16 protein-coding genes and 1 pseudogene are annotated in these 15,970 nt (G+C 72.6%); 12 read left to right on the top strand and 5 right to left on the bottom strand.

The window, feature by feature from the left end; all coding sequences use genetic code 11:
• Nucleotides 1–139: 139 nt before the first annotated feature.
• Nucleotides 140–292 carry a hypothetical protein gene (locus ACFP2V_RS24535; RefSeq protein WP_381216475.1) on the bottom strand — a complete coding sequence of 51 codons (153 nt, stop codon included), beginning with the start codon at nt 290–292 and terminating at the stop codon, nt 140–142.
• 29 nt (nt 293–321) lie between these two features.
• Between ACFP2V_RS24535 and ACFP2V_RS24530 the strand changes: the two genes are divergently transcribed.
• The 3 genes from ACFP2V_RS24530 (at nt 322) to ACFP2V_RS24520 (ending at nt 3,689) form a co-directional block, all read left to right on the top strand.
• Nucleotides 322–1,587, top strand: a complete 1,266-nt coding sequence (locus tag ACFP2V_RS24530; protein ID WP_381216472.1) for an acyltransferase family protein — start codon at nt 322–324, stop codon at nt 1,585–1,587.
• 48 nt (nt 1,588–1,635) lie between these two features.
• Complete coding sequence (locus ACFP2V_RS24525) at nt 1,636–2,382, top strand: MBL fold metallo-hydrolase (RefSeq protein WP_381216488.1); 747 nt, start codon at nt 1,636–1,638, stop codon at nt 2,380–2,382.
• 71 nt (nt 2,383–2,453) lie between these two features.
• Entirely contained in the window at nt 2,454–3,689 is a 1,236-nt protein-coding gene (locus ACFP2V_RS24520; protein ID WP_381216469.1) for a DUF4032 domain-containing protein, read from the top strand.
• A gap of 72 nt (nt 3,690–3,761) precedes the next feature.
• Here the strand turns inward: ACFP2V_RS24520 and ACFP2V_RS24515 are convergent, their stop codons facing one another.
• Nucleotides 3,762–4,634 carry a universal stress protein gene (locus ACFP2V_RS24515; RefSeq protein WP_381216466.1) on the bottom strand — a complete coding sequence of 291 codons (873 nt, stop codon included), beginning with the start codon at nt 4,632–4,634 and terminating at the stop codon, nt 3,762–3,764.
• A gap of 58 nt (nt 4,635–4,692) precedes the next feature.
• Between ACFP2V_RS24515 and ACFP2V_RS24510 the strand changes: the two genes are divergently transcribed.
• The 3 genes from ACFP2V_RS24510 to ACFP2V_RS24500 all read left to right on the top strand — a co-directional run bounded on the left by ACFP2V_RS24510 (nt 4,693) and on the right by ACFP2V_RS24500 (nt 6,107).
• Nucleotides 4,693–5,046 carry a VOC family protein gene (locus ACFP2V_RS24510; RefSeq protein ID WP_381216463.1) on the top strand — a complete coding sequence of 118 codons (354 nt, stop codon included), beginning with the start codon at nt 4,693–4,695 and terminating at the stop codon, nt 5,044–5,046.
• A 149-nt stretch (nt 5,047–5,195) separates the two neighbouring features.
• Entirely contained in the window at nt 5,196–5,549 is a 354-nt protein-coding gene (locus tag ACFP2V_RS24505) for a UBP-type zinc finger domain-containing protein (protein ID WP_381216460.1), read from the top strand.
• A 261-nt stretch (nt 5,550–5,810) separates the two neighbouring features.
• On the top strand, nt 5,811–6,107 hold the full coding sequence (locus ACFP2V_RS24500; protein ID WP_381216457.1) for a hypothetical protein: 297 nt from the start codon (nt 5,811–5,813) through the stop codon (nt 6,105–6,107).
• Between the two features lie 74 nt (nt 6,108–6,181).
• Here ACFP2V_RS24500 and tnpA read toward each other — a convergent pair.
• A pseudogene (tnpA, locus tag ACFP2V_RS24495) lies at nt 6,182–6,573 on the bottom strand (IS200/IS605 family transposase).
• A gap of 44 nt (nt 6,574–6,617) precedes the next feature.
• Here tnpA and ACFP2V_RS24490 point away from each other — a divergent pair.
• The 5 genes from ACFP2V_RS24490 to ACFP2V_RS24470 all read left to right on the top strand — a co-directional run bounded on the left by ACFP2V_RS24490 (nt 6,618) and on the right by ACFP2V_RS24470 (nt 13,222).
• On the top strand, nt 6,618–7,835 hold the full coding sequence (locus ACFP2V_RS24490; protein WP_381216454.1) for an RNA-guided endonuclease InsQ/TnpB family protein: 1,218 nt from the start codon (nt 6,618–6,620) through the stop codon (nt 7,833–7,835).
• A 346-nt stretch (nt 7,836–8,181) separates the two neighbouring features.
• Nucleotides 8,182–9,501: a CAP domain-containing protein gene (locus ACFP2V_RS24485; RefSeq protein ID WP_381216451.1), complete on the top strand. Its 1,320-nt coding sequence runs from the start codon at nt 8,182–8,184 to the stop codon at nt 9,499–9,501.
• Nucleotides 9,502–9,615: 114 nt separating this feature from the next.
• Nucleotides 9,616–10,293 carry an AIM24 family protein gene (locus ACFP2V_RS24480; protein WP_381216448.1) on the top strand — a complete coding sequence of 226 codons (678 nt, stop codon included), beginning with the start codon at nt 9,616–9,618 and terminating at the stop codon, nt 10,291–10,293.
• A 135-nt stretch (nt 10,294–10,428) separates the two neighbouring features.
• Nucleotides 10,429–11,388, top strand: coding sequence for a threonine/serine dehydratase (locus ACFP2V_RS24475; protein WP_381216485.1), 960 nt, complete (start codon nt 10,429–10,431; stop codon nt 11,386–11,388).
• Nucleotides 11,389–11,590: 202 nt separating this feature from the next.
• Complete coding sequence (locus ACFP2V_RS24470) at nt 11,591–13,222, top strand: serine/threonine protein kinase (protein ID WP_381216445.1); 1,632 nt, start codon at nt 11,591–11,593, stop codon at nt 13,220–13,222.
• Here the strand turns inward: ACFP2V_RS24470 and ACFP2V_RS24465 are convergent.
• The gene (locus ACFP2V_RS24465; protein WP_381216442.1) at nt 13,181–14,668 is read right to left on the bottom strand and encodes a serine hydrolase domain-containing protein; all 1,488 of its coding nucleotides are present in this window, start codon (nt 14,666–14,668) and stop codon (nt 13,181–13,183) included. The genes ACFP2V_RS24470 and ACFP2V_RS24465 overlap by 42 nt on opposite strands.
• Nucleotides 14,669–14,859: 191 nt before the next feature.
• On the opposite strand from ACFP2V_RS24465, the gene ACFP2V_RS24460 reads away from it, so the two are divergent.
• On the top strand, nt 14,860–15,285 hold the full coding sequence (locus ACFP2V_RS24460; RefSeq protein ID WP_381216439.1) for an SsgA family sporulation/cell division regulator: 426 nt from the start codon (nt 14,860–14,862) through the stop codon (nt 15,283–15,285).
• Between the two features lie 52 nt (nt 15,286–15,337).
• Here ACFP2V_RS24460 and ACFP2V_RS24455 read toward each other — a convergent pair whose 3' ends face one another.
• Nucleotides 15,338–15,835: a DUF6328 family protein gene (locus tag ACFP2V_RS24455; protein WP_381216436.1), complete on the bottom strand. Its 498-nt coding sequence runs from the start codon at nt 15,833–15,835 to the stop codon at nt 15,338–15,340.
• Between the last annotated feature and the right edge of the window lie 135 nt (nt 15,836–15,970).

Genomic DNA, 15,970 nt, shown 5'->3' with positions numbered 1-15,970 from the left:
CGCAGCGCGAGCATCGCGATCACAGCGAGCGACGGGCGCTTACTGAGAAAGGCTCACTGCATACCCAGGAGCACCCGTGCGGCCTGACCGCGCATCAACGTCCGGTCCCGCCCGCACGGCGTGAACCGACCGCCCCTGCCTATGCGTGCGCCCTGCCCTTGCCCTTGCCCTTGCCCTTGCCCTTGCCCTTGCCCTTGCCCTTGCCCTTGCCCTTGCCCTTGCCCTTGCCCTTGCCCTTGCCCTTGCCCTTGCCCTTGCCGGAAGCCTGTCGTCCCCCGTCCCGCTCCCCCACACTGGACCGCACACCTGCGGGGAGGGCCGATGAGCGCGGACACCGGGCCACCTGTCGGCGCCGGGCGGCGCAGTGAACTCGATGTGCTGCGCGCCCTCGTCGTCCTCGGTCTGGTCTTCTTCCACGCCGCCCTGGTGTTCTCCCCTGACGACGACTTCTACGTCAAGAACCCGCAGACCAGCGGCGCGGTGACCGTCCTCGCCGGGTTCGGGGTGGTGTGGGCGATGCCGATGCTGTTCCTCGTCGCCGGTCTCGGCGCCCGGCACTCGATCCGCCGCCGGGGACCCGCCGGGTTCGCCCGGGAACGCCTGCTGCGGCTCGGCGTCCCCCTGGCCTTCGGCACCCTCGTCCTGTGCCCGCTCCCGCAGTGGCTGCGGCTGCGCGCGGCCGACTCCGGGTACGACGAACCGTACTGGCGGTTCTGGCCACGCTTCCTCACCGTACGCCCGGATCTCGCCGACTTTCCCTTCGTGCTCGAGGGGGACCACTTCGAGACCGGGCACCTGTGGTTCGTCTTACTGCTGCTGGCCTTCTGCCTGCTGCTCGCGCCGGTCGCACGGCAGTTGGCAGCCGCGGCCGGGTACGTCGTTCCCGCGCTGCGCCGCCACCCGGTCCTGCTTCTGCTTCCGGCGCTGCCGCTCGCCGCTGTCAACGCCCTGCTGGGCATGGAAGAGGGCCTCGCCGGCTGGAATCGCTGGGCCTACCTCCTGTTCCTCCTGTTCGGGTTCGCTCTCGCCGACGACGAGCAGGTCCGCGCCCTGACCCGCCGCGTGGCCGTCCCCGTCGGCGTGCTCGGACTGCTCCTCTTCGCCGGGACGGCACCCGGGTTCGTCGCCGGGGACGACCCGTTCACCGCGTGGACACCGTTCGCGCTGGCCACCCGGGCGCTGTTCGGGGCGGCGGGCTGGTGCTGGGTGCTCGCGATCCTCGGCCTGCTGGACCGGCCCCGGAACGGCGCGGCGGGGCAACGGGGCGGTGCCGAGGGAGCACAGGACAGGGACCGGGTCCTCCACCGCGCCCTGCGGTACGGGGCGCTTGCCGCGCTGCCGTGGTACGTGCTGCACCAGCCGGTCGTGGTCGCCGTCGCCTACGGAGTGGTCGGCCGGCCCGTGCCGGCGGCGGTCAAGTACGCCGTGATCGTGGTCTCCTCACTGGCGGTCGTTTTCACCGTCCACGAGTACGGGGTGCGCAGGACCCGGGTGACGCGCTTCCTGTTCGGGATGCGCACCGCGCCCGCGGCCCGTCCCGTACCGGCTGCGACACGAACGGAGCCGCCTCCTCCGACGACGTCCTGATCTGCTTTCCTGGTGGCTTCCGGCAGGTACGACGGACTCGGAGCGATCATGCGCGCAGAGGTACGGCAGGTGGCCGACGGCACCCATCTGGTGCACGGCTCCCACACCAACTGGGTGATCCTCCAAGAGGGGGGCGCCGTCACACTGATCGACACCGGGTACCCCGGCGACCGCGAGCAGCTCCTCGCCTCCCTTGCGGAGGTGGGCGGTTCACCGGAATCGGTCGCGGCCGTCCTCATCACCCACGCCCACACGGACCACCTGGGCTCCGCCGAGTACCTGCGGGCCGCGCACGGCACGCCCGTGTACGCGCACGAGGCCGAAGTCCCCCATGCCCGCCGGGACTTCCTCCAACAGGTGACCGTCGGACAGGTCCTGCGCAACAGCTGGCGGCCGGGTGTGCTGCCCTGGGCACTGCACGTGCTGCGCTCCGGCGGCACGGCGCACGTGCCGGTCGCCGCACCCGAGCCGTTCCCGCGGTCCGGCCCGCTGGACCTGCCCGGCCGGCCGGTGCCCGTGCACACGCCCGGCCACACCGACGGGCACTGCGTCTTCCATCTCCCGCACCTCGGGGTGGTGGTGTCCGGCGACGCCCTGGTGAGCGCCCACCCGACGTCCCGGATCGACGGACCGCAACTGCTGCCCCGCATGTTCCACCACGAACGGGCCACCGCCATCGGCTCGCTGGACATCCTGGCCGAACTGGAGGGCGACCTGACGCTGCCCGGACACGGCCCCGCGCACCGGGGGCCCCTGGCGGGCGCGGCGGAACTGGCCCGCGAACGCGCGCAATAGGGTGAGCGGACGACCACCGGTGTGACCATCGCTCCGGAGACGGCCGCCCGCGAGACGAGGACACCCGAGCCATGGCCCTGCAGATCAGCGCGACCAACCCGGAGCATCCCGCGCTCCTGCTGGAACTGCCCTGGCACCTGCCGCTCCAGGAGTGGCCCGAGCAGTACCTGGTACCGCTGCCGCGCGGCATCTCCCGGCACGTGGTGCGCTACGCCCGCGCCGGTGACGAGGTGATCGCCGTCAAGGAACTCGCCCGGCGGCCCGCACTGCGCGAGTACGAGCTGCTGCGCGACCTGGACCGGATCGGCATCCCCGCGGTGGATCCGCTCGCCGTGGTCACCGGCCGCGCGGGCACCGCCGGGGAGCCGTTGGAGAGCGTGCTGATCACCCGGCATCTCGGCGGGTCGATGCCGTACCGGTCGATGTTCGAGACAACGCTGCGTCCGGCGACCATGCACCGGCTGATGGACGCGCTCGCCGTGCTCCTGGTACGGCTGCATCTCGCCGGGTTCGCGTGGGGCGACTGCTCGCTGTCCAACACGCTGTTCAGGCGGGACGCGGGTGCCTACGCCGCCTATCTGGTGGACGCCGAGACCGGTGAGCTGCACCCGGAGCTGAGCTCCGGCCAGCGCGCGTACGACCTGGACCTCGCCCGCGTGAACATCAGCGGCGAGCTGCTCGACCTGGAGGCCTCCGGAGCGCTGCACCCGTCCGTGGACCCCATCGAGTTCGGCACCGAGATCTGTGCCCGCTACGAGGGCCTCTGGCGGGAACTGACCCGTACCTCCGTCTACCCGGCGGGCAAGTACCACTACATCGAGCGCCGGATCCGCCGGCTGAACGATCTGGGTTTCGACGTGGCCGAGATGCAGATCGAGCACGCGTCCAACGGCGACACGGTCACCTTCGTGCCGAAGGTCGTCGACGCCGGGCACCACCAGCGCCAACTGCTGCGCCTGACCGGGTTGGACGCCGAGGAGAACCAGGCCAGGCGGCTGCTGAACGACCTGGAGAGCTGGATGGCCACCCAGGACGACTACACCCCCGGCGGCGCCCTGCCCGGCGCCCGCCCGGAAGTCCTCGCCCACCGCTGGGTGCGGGAGGTGTTCCGCCCGACCGTGCGTGCCGTGCCGCCCGGACTGCGCGGCACGATGGACCAGGCGGAGATCTACCACGAACTCCTCGAGCACCGCTGGTACCTGTCCGAACGGGCCCAGCACGACATCGGTCTCGACACGGCGGTCGAGGACTACATCAGGAACATCCTGCCCAAGGCCCGGGAGACGCTGCGGCCCACGACCGACTGAGCCGGACGGAGCAGCGAGCGGGGCGTCGGCGGTGGCGGCCCCGGCCGGACCCGGCGGCCGGGGCCGGCCGGGTCAGTCGTGCGGCACCACCGCCACCGGGCAGTCCGCGTGGTGCAGGACGCCGTGGGCGACCGAGCCGATCCGGGCCCCGACGGCGCTGCGGCGCGCGCGGCGGCCGACGACCATCAGCTGGGCCGTGCCGGACATCGACAGCAGCACCTGCCCGGCGCTGCCCATCTCCACGTGCTCGACGACGCGCACCTGCGGATAGCGCTCACGCAGTGGCGCGAGGGCGTCCGACAGGGACTTCTGCTCGTACGGCTCCAGGCCCCCGGCCTCGTCCATGAGACGCAACGTGTCGGGGCTGTAGGCGAACATCGGCGGCAGGGCCCAGGCGCGTACGGCGCGCAGGGTGGCCCCCCGCGCGGCGGCGGCCTCGAAGGCGAATTCCAGCGCGGCGGCGCTGTCCTCCGGGTCGCCCTGCTGGCCGACGACGATCTCCCGCCCGGCGACCTCGCCGGACGGCGTGTCCTCGGCCCGTACGAACACCACCGGCCGCCGGACCTCGACGATCACCTGCTGGCCGACCGAGCCGACCAGGAAGCCCACGATCCGCCCGTGCCCACGGGAGCCGAGCACCAGCATCTCGGCGTCCGCTGCGGCGCCGGTCAGGACTCCGACGGCGTCCCCCTCCAGGACATCGGTGGTCACCGCGAGAGCGGGGTGCCGTTCGGTGACCCGACGGACCGACTCGGTCACCGCGTCGCGCACCCACCGCTCCTGGGTGGCGGCGTCGCCGGCATCGACCGCCTCGTGCGTCTGGAAGCGCCAGGCGTGCACCACCCGCAACGGCCGCCCCCGGCGGACCGCTTCCCTCGCCGCCCAGGCCAGTCCGGCGAGGCTCTCCTCGGTTCCGTCGACCCCTGCCGTGATCGGGCGCGTCATGCGGTTCCTCCTGTGTCGTGTCCACTACGCGCGCTCCAGTCTTCCCTAACCTTCTCGCGTGACCTCGACCTGGGAGCAGGTAGGGGTGGACGCGGCCGATCCGGTGGCGCTGGGACGCCGGTGGGCCGAGGCCCTCGGCTGGGTGGTGCGGGGCGACTCCTCCGACGCGTACGAGACCCGGCCGGAGCGGGACCGTCTGCCGGGGCTCGTCCTCGTGCCGGTGCCGGACGGGTGGACCGTGAAGAACCGCCTCCACCCGGGTTTCCGGCCCGACGACCAGGCGGCGGAGTCCGCCCGGCTGCTCGCCCTCGGTGCCCGCCCGGCGGACGTCGGCCGGGGCGAGCAGCCGTGGCGGTTCCTCGCCGACCCCGAGGGCAACGAGTTCTGCGTGCTCTCCTCACACGCTGCCTGAGCCTCGCCGCGCGCAACGCCTGGTTCGAACCTACGATGGACCGGCTGCCGGTGGTGTTTCCGTGGCGCCGGGTACAGGACGGCGAGGCCCGCTCTCCGGTGTCGCCCGCGCTCACCGCCGGAGCCCCGACGACCTCCCTAGGAGTCGGCATGACCAGCGACCAGGCCATCGATCCCGGTGCCGCGCCGAGCGGCGCGGGATGCTCCGACTGCGACGCCGTGGGCGGCTGGTGGTTCCATCTGCGGCGCTGCGCGCGGTGCGGACACGTCGGCTGCTGCGACAGCTCGCCCGGGCAGCACGCCACGGCGCACTTCGAAGCCACCGGGCATCCCGTGGTCCGCACCTACGAACCCGGCGAGGCCTGGTTCTGGAACTACTCCACGGAGGAACTGTACGAGTCGGGCCCGGACCTGGCCCCGCCCGCGAGCCGTCCGGCCGACCAGCCGGTTCCGGGCCCGGCGGGGCGGGTCCCGGAGGAATGGGAGCAGAAGCTGCGGCGCTGAGGGGCCCACGGGGCCGGGGGCCGGCCCCTTCCGCGGAGATCGCCGGCGGAGAAGGTGCGGCTGGTGGCGCGTGCCGGGATGGACGCGTGTCGCAGACCTCCTTCGCCGGTCCGCTCATCGGCCGCGACGACGAACTCGCCCGGGTGCTGGAGCGCGCCCGCGGGGGTGAGCCGCGTGCCGCGCTGATCGCCGGGGCCGGCAGGACGAGGCGGCCGGCCGAGATGGCCGCCCACCTGGGTATGGGCGGCGGCCCCCCATGCCGTGACGGCACGGCAGGTGGGTGCGGCCGACACCGCGCTGCGGGTGGCGCGCCAGGCCCTGGGCATGGCCGAGCAGTTGGGGATCGCCGACGCCCAGACGGATCTGCTGATCTCCATGGCCGGTCTGGAAGGCAACGGCCGGAACACCGGAGTCGGCCGCGAACGGCTGGTCCGGGCAATGGAGTTGGCGCGCGGCGCGGGCAATGAATGCCCCGGTGGAGCTGCGCGCCCTGTTCAGCCTCGCCATGGGCTGCTACCGGATCTCATCGCAGTGCACCGGGCTTCAGCCCGGTGGTGAAGCGATTCTGAGAACTGCTCTGGCCTTCGCTGTGTGCACGGATCTGCACTGATGGCCTCGGCCGAAGTGGATGATCAGAGCGGCCGGTTCTGCTGCTCGATGTACTGCTGCATGATCGACAGTGGGGCCCCGCCGACCGAGCCGGCGAAGTACGAGCCGGACCACAACTTGTTGGCCCGCCAGTAGTGCCGGACGAGGTCGGGGAACTCTCCCCCGGCCTGCGGCCGGGAGGCGCCCCCAGGCGGAGGCGGCGGGAGGACACCTCCTTGAGGGAGTTCACCAGCAGGTGGACGTGGTTGTCCTCACCGTTGAACTCGACCAGCTCGCACTCGAAGTCCGCGCACACCGCGCGCATGACCTCCTCCATCCGCGTCAGATGTGCGTCCTTGAAGACCTTGTGCCGGTACTTCGTCACGAAAACCAAATGTGCGGGAAGGGCGAAAGCACAGTGCCGACCAGTGCAAATGTTCTAATACCCGGCCATAACCCAACCGCAGTACGCTGGCCGGTATGCAGCTTCGGTACGGCTTCCGCCTGTACCCGAACGGGCCTCAGCGCGCTGCACTGGCGAAGGCGTTCGGGTGTGCGCGGGTGGTCTACAACGACGCGCTCCGCGCCCGTGAGACCGCCCGCGCCACGGGCGAGGCGTTCCCCAGGACCGGGGACCTGTCCAAGCTGCTGATCACCGAGGCCAAGCTCACCGACGAGCGGGCCTGGCTCGGCGAGGTGTCCGCCGTGGTGCTGCAGCAGTCGCTGCGGGACCTGGACACCGCGTACCGGAACTTCTTCGACGGCCTCAAGGGCAGACGTCCCCACATGGGCGCGCCCCGGTTCAAGTCCCGCAAGGACAACCGGCAGGCTGTACGGTTCACCGCCAACGCCCGCTGGAAGATCACACCCGGTGGGGACCTGTCCCTGCCGAAGATCGGTGACGTGCGGGTGACGTGGTCCCGCACCCTGCCCTCGGTCCCGTCCAGCGTGACCGTGATCAAGGACGCGGCCGGGAGGTACTTCGCGTCCTTCGTCATCGAGACCGGAACCGAGGCGCTTGCCGAGACCGAATCCGTGGTCGGCATCGACCTGGGCCTGGGGCACTTCGCGGTCCTCTCCGACGGAACGAAGATCGACGCCCCGCGCTTTCTGCGCCGGGCGGAGAAGAAGCTCAAGAAGGCACAGCGGAACCTGTCCCGCAAGGCGAAGGGCAGCAGCAACCGGGACAAGGCCCGTATCAAGGTCGCCCGTGCTCACGCGCGGGTGGCCGACGCACGGCGCGAGTTCCACCATCGGCTCTCCACTCGGCTGATCCGCGACAACCAAGCGGTGGCGGTGGAGGACCTGGCGGTGAAGGGCCTCGCCCGTACGCGCCTGGCCAAGTCCGTGCACGACGCGGGATGGTCCGCGTTCGTGGCGATGCTGGAGTACAAGGCCACGAAGTTCGGCCGCGGCTTCCACCGTATCGGGCGGTTCGAGCCGACCTCTCAGGTCTGCTGCGTGTGTGGTGTCAAGGACGGTCCCAAGCCGCTGCACCTCCGCGTCTGGGAGTGCCAGGCGTGCGGGGCGGTTCTGGACCGGGACATCAACGCGGCGGTCAACGTCGCCAGGGCCGCCGGACTGGCGGTTTCAGCCTGTCGAGCGCAGGTAAGACCGGTACGCGTACCGGCACAGCGCGTCGAAGCAGGAACCCACCGAGACGGTCGGACGACCGTGGTAGGAATCACCTCCCTTTAGGGAGGTGAGCGGAAGTCAATACACCTGAGCGTTCACCTCGAAGGACGGCGGGCGCAGCCTCACCACGCTCGCCACCACCTCGAACAACGCCCCGGTGATGAGCACGGTGCCCGGCACGCCGGAGTCCGCCTTCTGCGGCGAGGGGACGGCGGTCCGACGGGGCTCCGCTGCGGCACGAGGACACCACGGCGGGGACGCAACCGGGGGGGGAACGGAACCCGCGGGTACGAGGACCTCGCCCGGCCGACCTCCCCGGGAACCCGCGCCCGCCGCCGACCGTTGTCCGGGCACCCCCACCGGTCCGTGACGACGGGCCACTGACGGCTGACGACAGCAGGGCGGCGCGATGAGCGAGTTGGTCCCCGGCGGCAATCTGGCCCTTCCGGGCGGCACGGTGACCGTCCGGGTACCGGGCCCCTACGACGTGTCCGCGCTGATCACGGGCGACGACGGAAAGGTCGGGGACGACGCCGACTTCGTGTTCTTCAATCAGCCGTCCGCCCCCGGCGCCCGCCTGCGCGGCGACACGCTCACCGTCGACCCGGATGCCCTGCGGCCCGGTGCCGTCCGGGTCACGGTGGCCGTCAGTGCCGCCGACCCCGCCATCCCGCTGAGCGACCTGCCCCCAGCCGTCCTCCGGGTCACCGACGCCGGCGGGCGCTTCCTCGCCCGGTTCTCACCGGCGCGCGCCGGGCGGGAGTCGGTACTGCTCCTCGCGGAGATCTACCGGCGCGGCGAGGGCTGGAAGCTGCGCGCCCTCGGCCAGGGGTACGCCGACGGTCTGGCCGGACTGGCCCGGGACTTCGGCGTCGACGTGCTCGACGAGACGGAGCCCGGGGCAACCGGGGCGGCCGGAGGCCCGGTTGCGGCGGCGCCGTCGGCCGTCCCCGATCCGGCGGGCTACCTCGGTCCGGTCAACTCCGCTCGGGCCGAGGCGGGTTCGCCTCCAATCGTCCTCGACGCGCGGCTGATGTCGGCGGCCCGTGCCCACGCCGAGGCCATGGCCGCGCAGCGGCACCTCGCCGTCGAGAGCCGGGACGGTGTCTCCGTCCACCAGCGGGTCGTCGCCGCCGGATACGCGTATCTCACCGTCGGCGAGCATCTGGTGTCCGGTCCGCGCACCCCCGCCGAGTTCGTCACCCACTGTCTGAGCAACGAGCCGTCCCGGCGCACCCTGCACGGTCCCGCCTTCATCCACGCCGGTCTGGCACACACGGGCGGCGGCCCCGCCGGTGACGTCTACTGGACGGCGCTGTGGGCCGTCCCGCTCACCCCGGCCGGCCTGACCCGGACGGTGACGGACGTGGTCGACCTCACCAACCGGGAGCGCGCCCGGGCCGGACTGCCGCCACTGGCCGTCGATTCGCTCCTCGTCACGGCCGCGCAGGCGCACAGCGCCGACATGGTGGCCCGCGACTTCTACTCCCACACCGCTCCCGGCGGCAGCCGGCCCTGGGACCGGGCCGCCGCCGCGGGCTCCGCGCGCCGGACCATCGGCGAGAACATAGCCTGCGGCCAGCGCTCGGCCGCCGAGGTGGTGGAAGGATGGATGAACAGCCCCGGCCACCGCGCCAACATCCTCAAGCCCGACTTCAGCCACATCGGCGTCGGCTTCGCGGGCGGAGGCCGCGCCGGCACGTACTGGACCCAGCTCTTCGGCGCCTAGGTCCTTTCGCCCGGATCATGCCGGGCTCGCGGGCCCTGGCATGATCCGGACGAAAGACCCCAGCCGTGCAACCGGACCTTGGCGGAGGGGGTCCGTCCGGGTGAGGATGCCTGCATGAAGGGTGATCTGTTTTCCAGCCGGCACATGGTGCAGCCCGCCTCGGCTCCGGGCATGACGGTCGAGAACGCCAAATGCATCCGGTACGTGGTCAACGGCGAGATGCACGCCCGGCAGGGCGCGATGATCGCCTACCGTGGCGGCCTCCAGTTCGAGCGCAAGGGCCAGGGCGTGGGCGGCATGCTCAAGCGCGCGGTGACCGGCGAAGGGCTGCCGCTGATGGCGGTGCGGGGGCAGGGCGAGGCCTGGTTCGCGCACGAGGCGCAGAACTGTTTCATCGTCCAGGTCGACTCCGGCGACGAGTTCACCGTCAACGGCCACAACGTCCTGTGCTTCGACTCCACGTTGTCGTACCGCATCGCGACCGTGAAGGGCGCCGGCATCACCGGTGGCGGCCTGTTCAACAGTGTCTTCACGGGGTACGGCCTCCTGGGCCTGGTGTGCGAGGGCGATCCGCTGGTCCTCCCGGTGTCTCCGCAGTACCCGGTCTACGTCGACACGGACGCGATCGTCGGCTGGACTGCAGGTCTGTCGACCTCCCTGCACCGCTCGCAGTCGCTCGGTTCGATGCTGCGCGGCGGCTCGGGCGAGGCGGTGCAACTGGTGCTGCAGGGCGAGGGGTACGTCATCGTGCGGCCCAGCGAGGCCACGCCGACGAAGGCGCAGCAGCACTGAGGTCCGTCCCCGAACACCCGCTCCGGCTTCGGTGCGGCCGCGCCTTTGGGCGCACCGTGTTGACCTCGGTGGTCCGGCCGGGTCAGGGTTCGTCCCGGTGCGGCTCATGTCCCCGTGCCAGGAAGGGTGATGGTGGTGATCGGAACGGCGGAGATCGAGGCCGCGGCCGGGCGGATCGCCGGGCACGTGGTGCGGACGCCGACAGTACCGAGCCCCGGGCTGTCGGCGCTGCTGGGCGCCCCGGTCACGGCGAAGCTGGAACTGTTGCAGCGCACCGGCTCGTTCAAGGCACGCGGCGCGGTGGCGAAGCTGCTGTCGCTGAGCGAGACGGAGCGGGCCGCCGGGGTCGTGGCGGTGAGCGGCGGCAATCACGGGATCGCCGTCGCGGTCATGGCCGCCGCCCTCGACGTCAAGTCCACGGTGGTGATGCCGAGGTCGGCGCCCGCGCGGTCGGTGGAGGTCGCGGAGACCGCTGGCGCGTCGGTGCGGCTGGCCGACGACATGGACGGCGCGTTCGCGCTGACGACGCGGCTCCAGCAGGAGGGGCTGACCCTCGTCCACCCCTTCGACGACCCGGTGGTGATCGCCGGACAGGGCACGGTGGGACTGGAGTTCGCCGAGGACGCCGATGACCTGACCGACGTCCTGGTGAGCATCGGGGGCGGCGGACTGATCTCCGGTGTGGCGGCGGCGCTGCGGGCCCGGCGGCCCGGGGTCCGGATCTGGGGGGTGGAGACGGAGGGCGCCCAGGCGATGTCCGAGGCCCTCTCGGCAGGCGGACCGGTGCCGGTCGGGCTGTCCTCGATCGTCTCCACGCTCAGCGCCCCGGCCGTGTCGCAGTTGACGTACGAGCATGTGTCGGAGCTGGTCACCGAGGTGCTGGTGGTATCCGACCGGGAAGCCGTACGGGGCTCGCTCGACCTGGCGAACCATGCCAAGGTGTGGACCGAGCCGGCCGCGGGCTGTCTGCTGCCCGCCGCGCGACAAGTGCTGGAGCGGGTCGGCGAGGGGGCCAGGATCGGACTGGTGGTGTGCGGAGGCAATGCGACCACCGGCGACATGATCGCCTGGGCGTCCCGCTTCGGGCTGCGCTGATCCTTGCGGCCGGGCCGCCCGTGACGCCCCGTCCGCCGCCCTCCCCCGACGCGGGACCGGGCTCGAAGACCGACTCGGAGTGTGACCGAAGGACAGGAATTCGTCGGAGTCGGGATTCGGGCGCCGCCTCTTGAACGAAGGCCGTACGGTCCCGCGTACCACTGAGAAAGGCGGACAGCAGCGGCTTCGACGAGGGATGGCCATGGGCAGGGCGCACGTCTCCACACACCAGCCGGTCGCCGGGCGGTACCGGCTGGTCGAGATCATCCACCGCGAGACCAACCACGTCTGCTGGTACGCCGACGACCTCGGGACGGGCCGCCCCTGCCTGGTCACACAGGTCGCGCTGCCCGGAGATCCGGGCGAGGCCGCGCGTCACGCCCCCTCCCGCGTCCTGCATACGACCGGGACGATGGCGCGGCTGTGCCCCGGCCGGATCGCCACGGTCGTCGACTCCGTCGACGAGAACGGCTTCCTGTGGACCGCCGCCGTCTGGGTCGACGGCACCCCTCTCGGTGAACTCCTGGCCGAACAGGGCGCGTTCACCTTCGTCCGGGCCGCGCGCATCGGGCTGGAGTTGCTCGACGTACTGGACGCCGCACACAGCGCGGGCGTGACGCACGGCGAACTCGGCCCCGGCCAGGTGTTCGTGCGGGAGACCGGTCCGGTCGTGGTCACCGGGTTCGGCCTGGCGGGCACCGGCCCGGCCCTCCGGCTCACGGCGCCGTCGTACGCGGCGCCGGAGCAGGCCCGTGGCGAGGACGCCGGGCCCGAGGCGGACCTGTGGGCGCTGGGCGCGCTCCTCCACACGATGGTCGAGGGGCGCCCGCCCTTCCGTGACCGGGGGCGGCCGGAGACCACGCTGAAGGAAGTGGACCGGCTGCCGTTGCGCGGGCCCCTTCGAGCGGGACCGCTCACCCGGGTCGTCCAGGGGCTGCTGCACAAGGAGGCGACGCAACGGCTGCCCGCGCAGGTGGTCCGCGAGGCGCTCGGCCGTGTTCTCACGGAGGAGAACCCAGGCACGGCCCCTGACGCCGTGCCGGACCGCCTTCGGCTGCGCCGCGCGTACTCCACCGTCCGCAGAGAACTCGGCCGCGACGGGAGCAGACGGACGGCGGTCCTCGGCACCACCCTGGCCGTGGTCACCGTCGCGGTCGCCGTGCTCACCGCGGCCACCCAGGGGCTGCCCGGCACCGACTCCGGGTCCGCCGCCGACACGCCCAGCGCGCCGCCCGCCTCCGCCGCCGCACCGGCCTCCCCGCCGGACGTGCCCGGGGCGCCCGGGACGTCCGGTGACCCGGGCGACCGGGACGAGCCAACACCAACACCGGCCCCGACCACCCCGGCTCCTTCGGGGTCGGGGGATCTCCCGCCCGGGTACGGCCTCCTGCGCGCGCCGGAGGGCTTCTCCGTCGCGCTCCCCGAGGACTTCGAGCGCCTCGACACCTCCCGCGTCTCCGACCTGGCCTACCGCGTCACCTTCGGCACGGACGGCGGCACCCGCACCCTTGCGGTCACCTACAGCGAGCGGGTGGGGACCGACCCGGTGGCCGTGTGGCGGGACGACGTGGAGCCGCCCCTGGAGCGGACGGCCGGCTACGCGCGGATCGGCGCGATCCGCGCGACCACTTACCAGGGGCGTGAGGCCGCCGACATGGAGTGGTTCTCGGCGGATGACGGCACCCGGGTCCACACTTTCGGCCGCGGGGTCCTGCTGGGCGGCGGACGCGGTTTCTCACTGCGCTGGACGACCACGGCCGCCGACTGGGCGGACCCCGCGAACCAGGAGGCGCTACGGACGTTCCTGCGGACGTTCCGACCGTCCTCCGGCTGAGGCTGCGCCGCGCGGTGCGCACAGCCGTCGCAGGGGCGCCCGGTACAGCGGGCGGGTGCGCCAGTGGGCCGTGAAGGTCCGGTCCGTGAGGGAGCACGTGACCCCGAGGCGGTGCGGGGTCTCCAGGAACGCCACGTCCGCGGCGAAGGCGCCGTCGTCGGTCCAGCCGCCGCTCACCGCGGTCGGGCAGGGCTGCTCCGAGACCGCCCACCCCTCGCCGCCGAGCGGCAGGTCGAGGCGGTGGCCGTCGTCCACGAGGCTCAGCGTCCAGCGTCCGCCGGCGTCCGCCGTCACCTCGGCGGCGGTGAGCGTCGGCTGGTCCGCGCAGACCCCGCCGTGCGGGGTGAAGCTCACGGCGGCCCGGTCCCGCGCCCGCTCCGGCGGCACCGGGCCGCCTGCGGCCGGCTGCAGGGCCAGGCGGGCGAGACGCTCGCCGAGGGCCCGGTCCTCGGCCTCCCGGCCGGTGAGCGGGCCGGGGCGGAAGGCCGGTACGAGATGGTGCCAGACCAGGTCCAGGTACTGCTGCATCTGCTCGGTGGCCGCCGTCGTGGCGATCACGGCGTCGTGCTCGGGCAGGACGAGGCAGAACTGTCCGTACGCCCCGTCGCCCCGGAATCCGTGCCGGGACGTCCAGAACTGGAAGCCGTAGCCCCGGTCCCAGTCCTGCCGGCCGGTCCTCCCCATGGCCCCGGCGGTCGGTATGTGCGGACGCGAGGCCCTGGCGACCCATCCCTCGGGCAGCAGGCGCTTGCCGTCCCACATCCCGTCGTCGAGGTACAGCAGGCCGAGCCGGGCGATCGCGTCGGTGGTGGCGTGCAGCCCGCTGAAGCCGATCTCACGGCCGGTGCGGTCGCGCTGCCACAGCGCCTCGCCGATGCCGAGCGGGTCCAGCAGGCGGGGTCGCAGCCAGTCGGTGAGCGACTGCCCCGTCTCCCGCTGCACGATCGCGGCGAGCGTGTACGTGCAGGGCTGGTTGTACGCGAAGACCGTGCCGGGGTCGCGGTCGGGCGGCTGCAGCAGGAACCCGCGTACCGGCTCGGCGGGGTCGGCCGCGTAGGCCGCGTCCACGGTCTCGGTCTCGTGGCCGCTCGCCATCGACGCCACGTGCCGGACCAGCATCGTCCGGCTGCGCGGGTCGGTGATGTCCGCCTCGAACTCAGGGAAGTACGAGAGCACCGGGGCGTCGAAGTCGATCAGCCCCTCGGCCTCTGCGAGGGCGGCGGCGGTGGCTGTGAAGCTCTTGCTGAGCGAGTACAGCAGGTGCGGCCGCTCGGGGGTGTACGGAGCCCACCAGCCGGCGGCGGCCTGCCGGCCGTGGCGCAGGATCATCAGGCTGTGCGGCTCGATGTCCGGGGTGTCGTCGAGGGCGTCGAGGAAGGCGTGGACACCGGAGGCGTCGACGCCCAGCGCGGCGGGGGCGTCGGTGGGCAGCGGGTGGGCAGTCATGGGGTGGATCCTGCCCTGCCGCCCGGACTCGATGCGCCATCAGGCGGCCGGTGGTCGGGCGAGGACCGGCGGACGGGCGGGACGGCACCGGGCGGGGCGGAGCAAGGCGGAGCAATCCCCCGGGCGGCTGAGCATTTCCCGCGGCCTCGGGTAGGAGAGGGCCCTACGCCGGTACGACCAGGAGGCCTCTCGTGAACTCGACGGTGCACAAGACCTTGGTGGTGGAGCTCCAGGCGGGCGTCACGGACCGCTTCCCCGTGCTCGCCCACCTGAGCTACGACCCCGCCGACCCGTTCGCGGTCACGCTGGTCTTCAGCCACGAGGGCCGGGTCCTGGCGCGCTGGCAACTGGACCGCGAGATGCTCGCCGACGGCCTCACCCGCCCGGTCGGGACCGGTGACGTGCGGCTGCGCCCGGAGTCCGGAGGGATGGGGCGGGAGCTGCGGATGGAGTTCCTCGGTGAGCCCCACGCCGACGGCGGCCGGCACCACGCGGTGGTGTTCGCGTGGGCCGGGACGGTCGGGGACTTCCTGAGCGACACCTTCCGCTCGGTCCCGACCGGTGGCGAGGAGACCCGCCTCGACGACTTCCTCACGGAGGTTCTCACGGGCCGCTGAGCCGCGGGTTCACCGGTCCTCTCCCGATCCGGTGAACCCGCGGCCGCGTCCGTCACGGGGTCGTGTGCCGGTACCGGGTCCACAGCGGGAGCACGAACCAGCACAGCAGGTACCAGGCCACCACTCCGGCGACCAGGTACGGGACGAAGCCGTCGTGGGTGGCGACCCGCAGGATCAGCAGCAGTGCGGCGCAGGTGGTGGCGAGCAGCAGGACGAGGCCGAGCAGGGTCAGCCGGGAAGCCCACCGCACGGCCTGCGGTTTGATCTTCCTCCCGGACACCAGCCGGTGCAGCGAGACGGGGCTGATGAGCGCACCGGTGGCGCAGGCCCCGAGGACGACCGTGACGATGTAGATCGCCTGGTCGGCGTCGGACAGTTCCTCGTACTTGGGCGTGAACACGACGGTCAGCAGGAAGCCGAAGAGGATCTGGACGCCCGTCTGGGCGACGCGGACCTCCTGGATGACCTCCTGCCACATTCGGTCCGCCCGCTCGTCCGCGGTCTCGTCGCGGCCTCTGCGTCCGCTCTTGTCCTGCTGCGTGTGCGACACGGTGCGCCTCCTGGGGTGAACGGCCTCGACACGTCTCTCCTTCGGGTGCCCACCGTCCGGGGCTCCTATCGCCTCACGGCCGCGCACGAGCGGGCTTCCACCGGGTCCGTCACCGGCAGGCGCCCGCCCGGTCCT

The organism is Streptomyces incanus, assembly GCF_042656345.1.
GTDB classification, from domain to species: Bacteria; Actinomycetota; Actinomycetes; order Streptomycetales; family Streptomycetaceae; genus Streptomyces; species Streptomyces incanus.
Note: the sequence above shows the minus strand (reverse complement) of the source record. Positions and strands in the feature narration are given on the sequence as shown.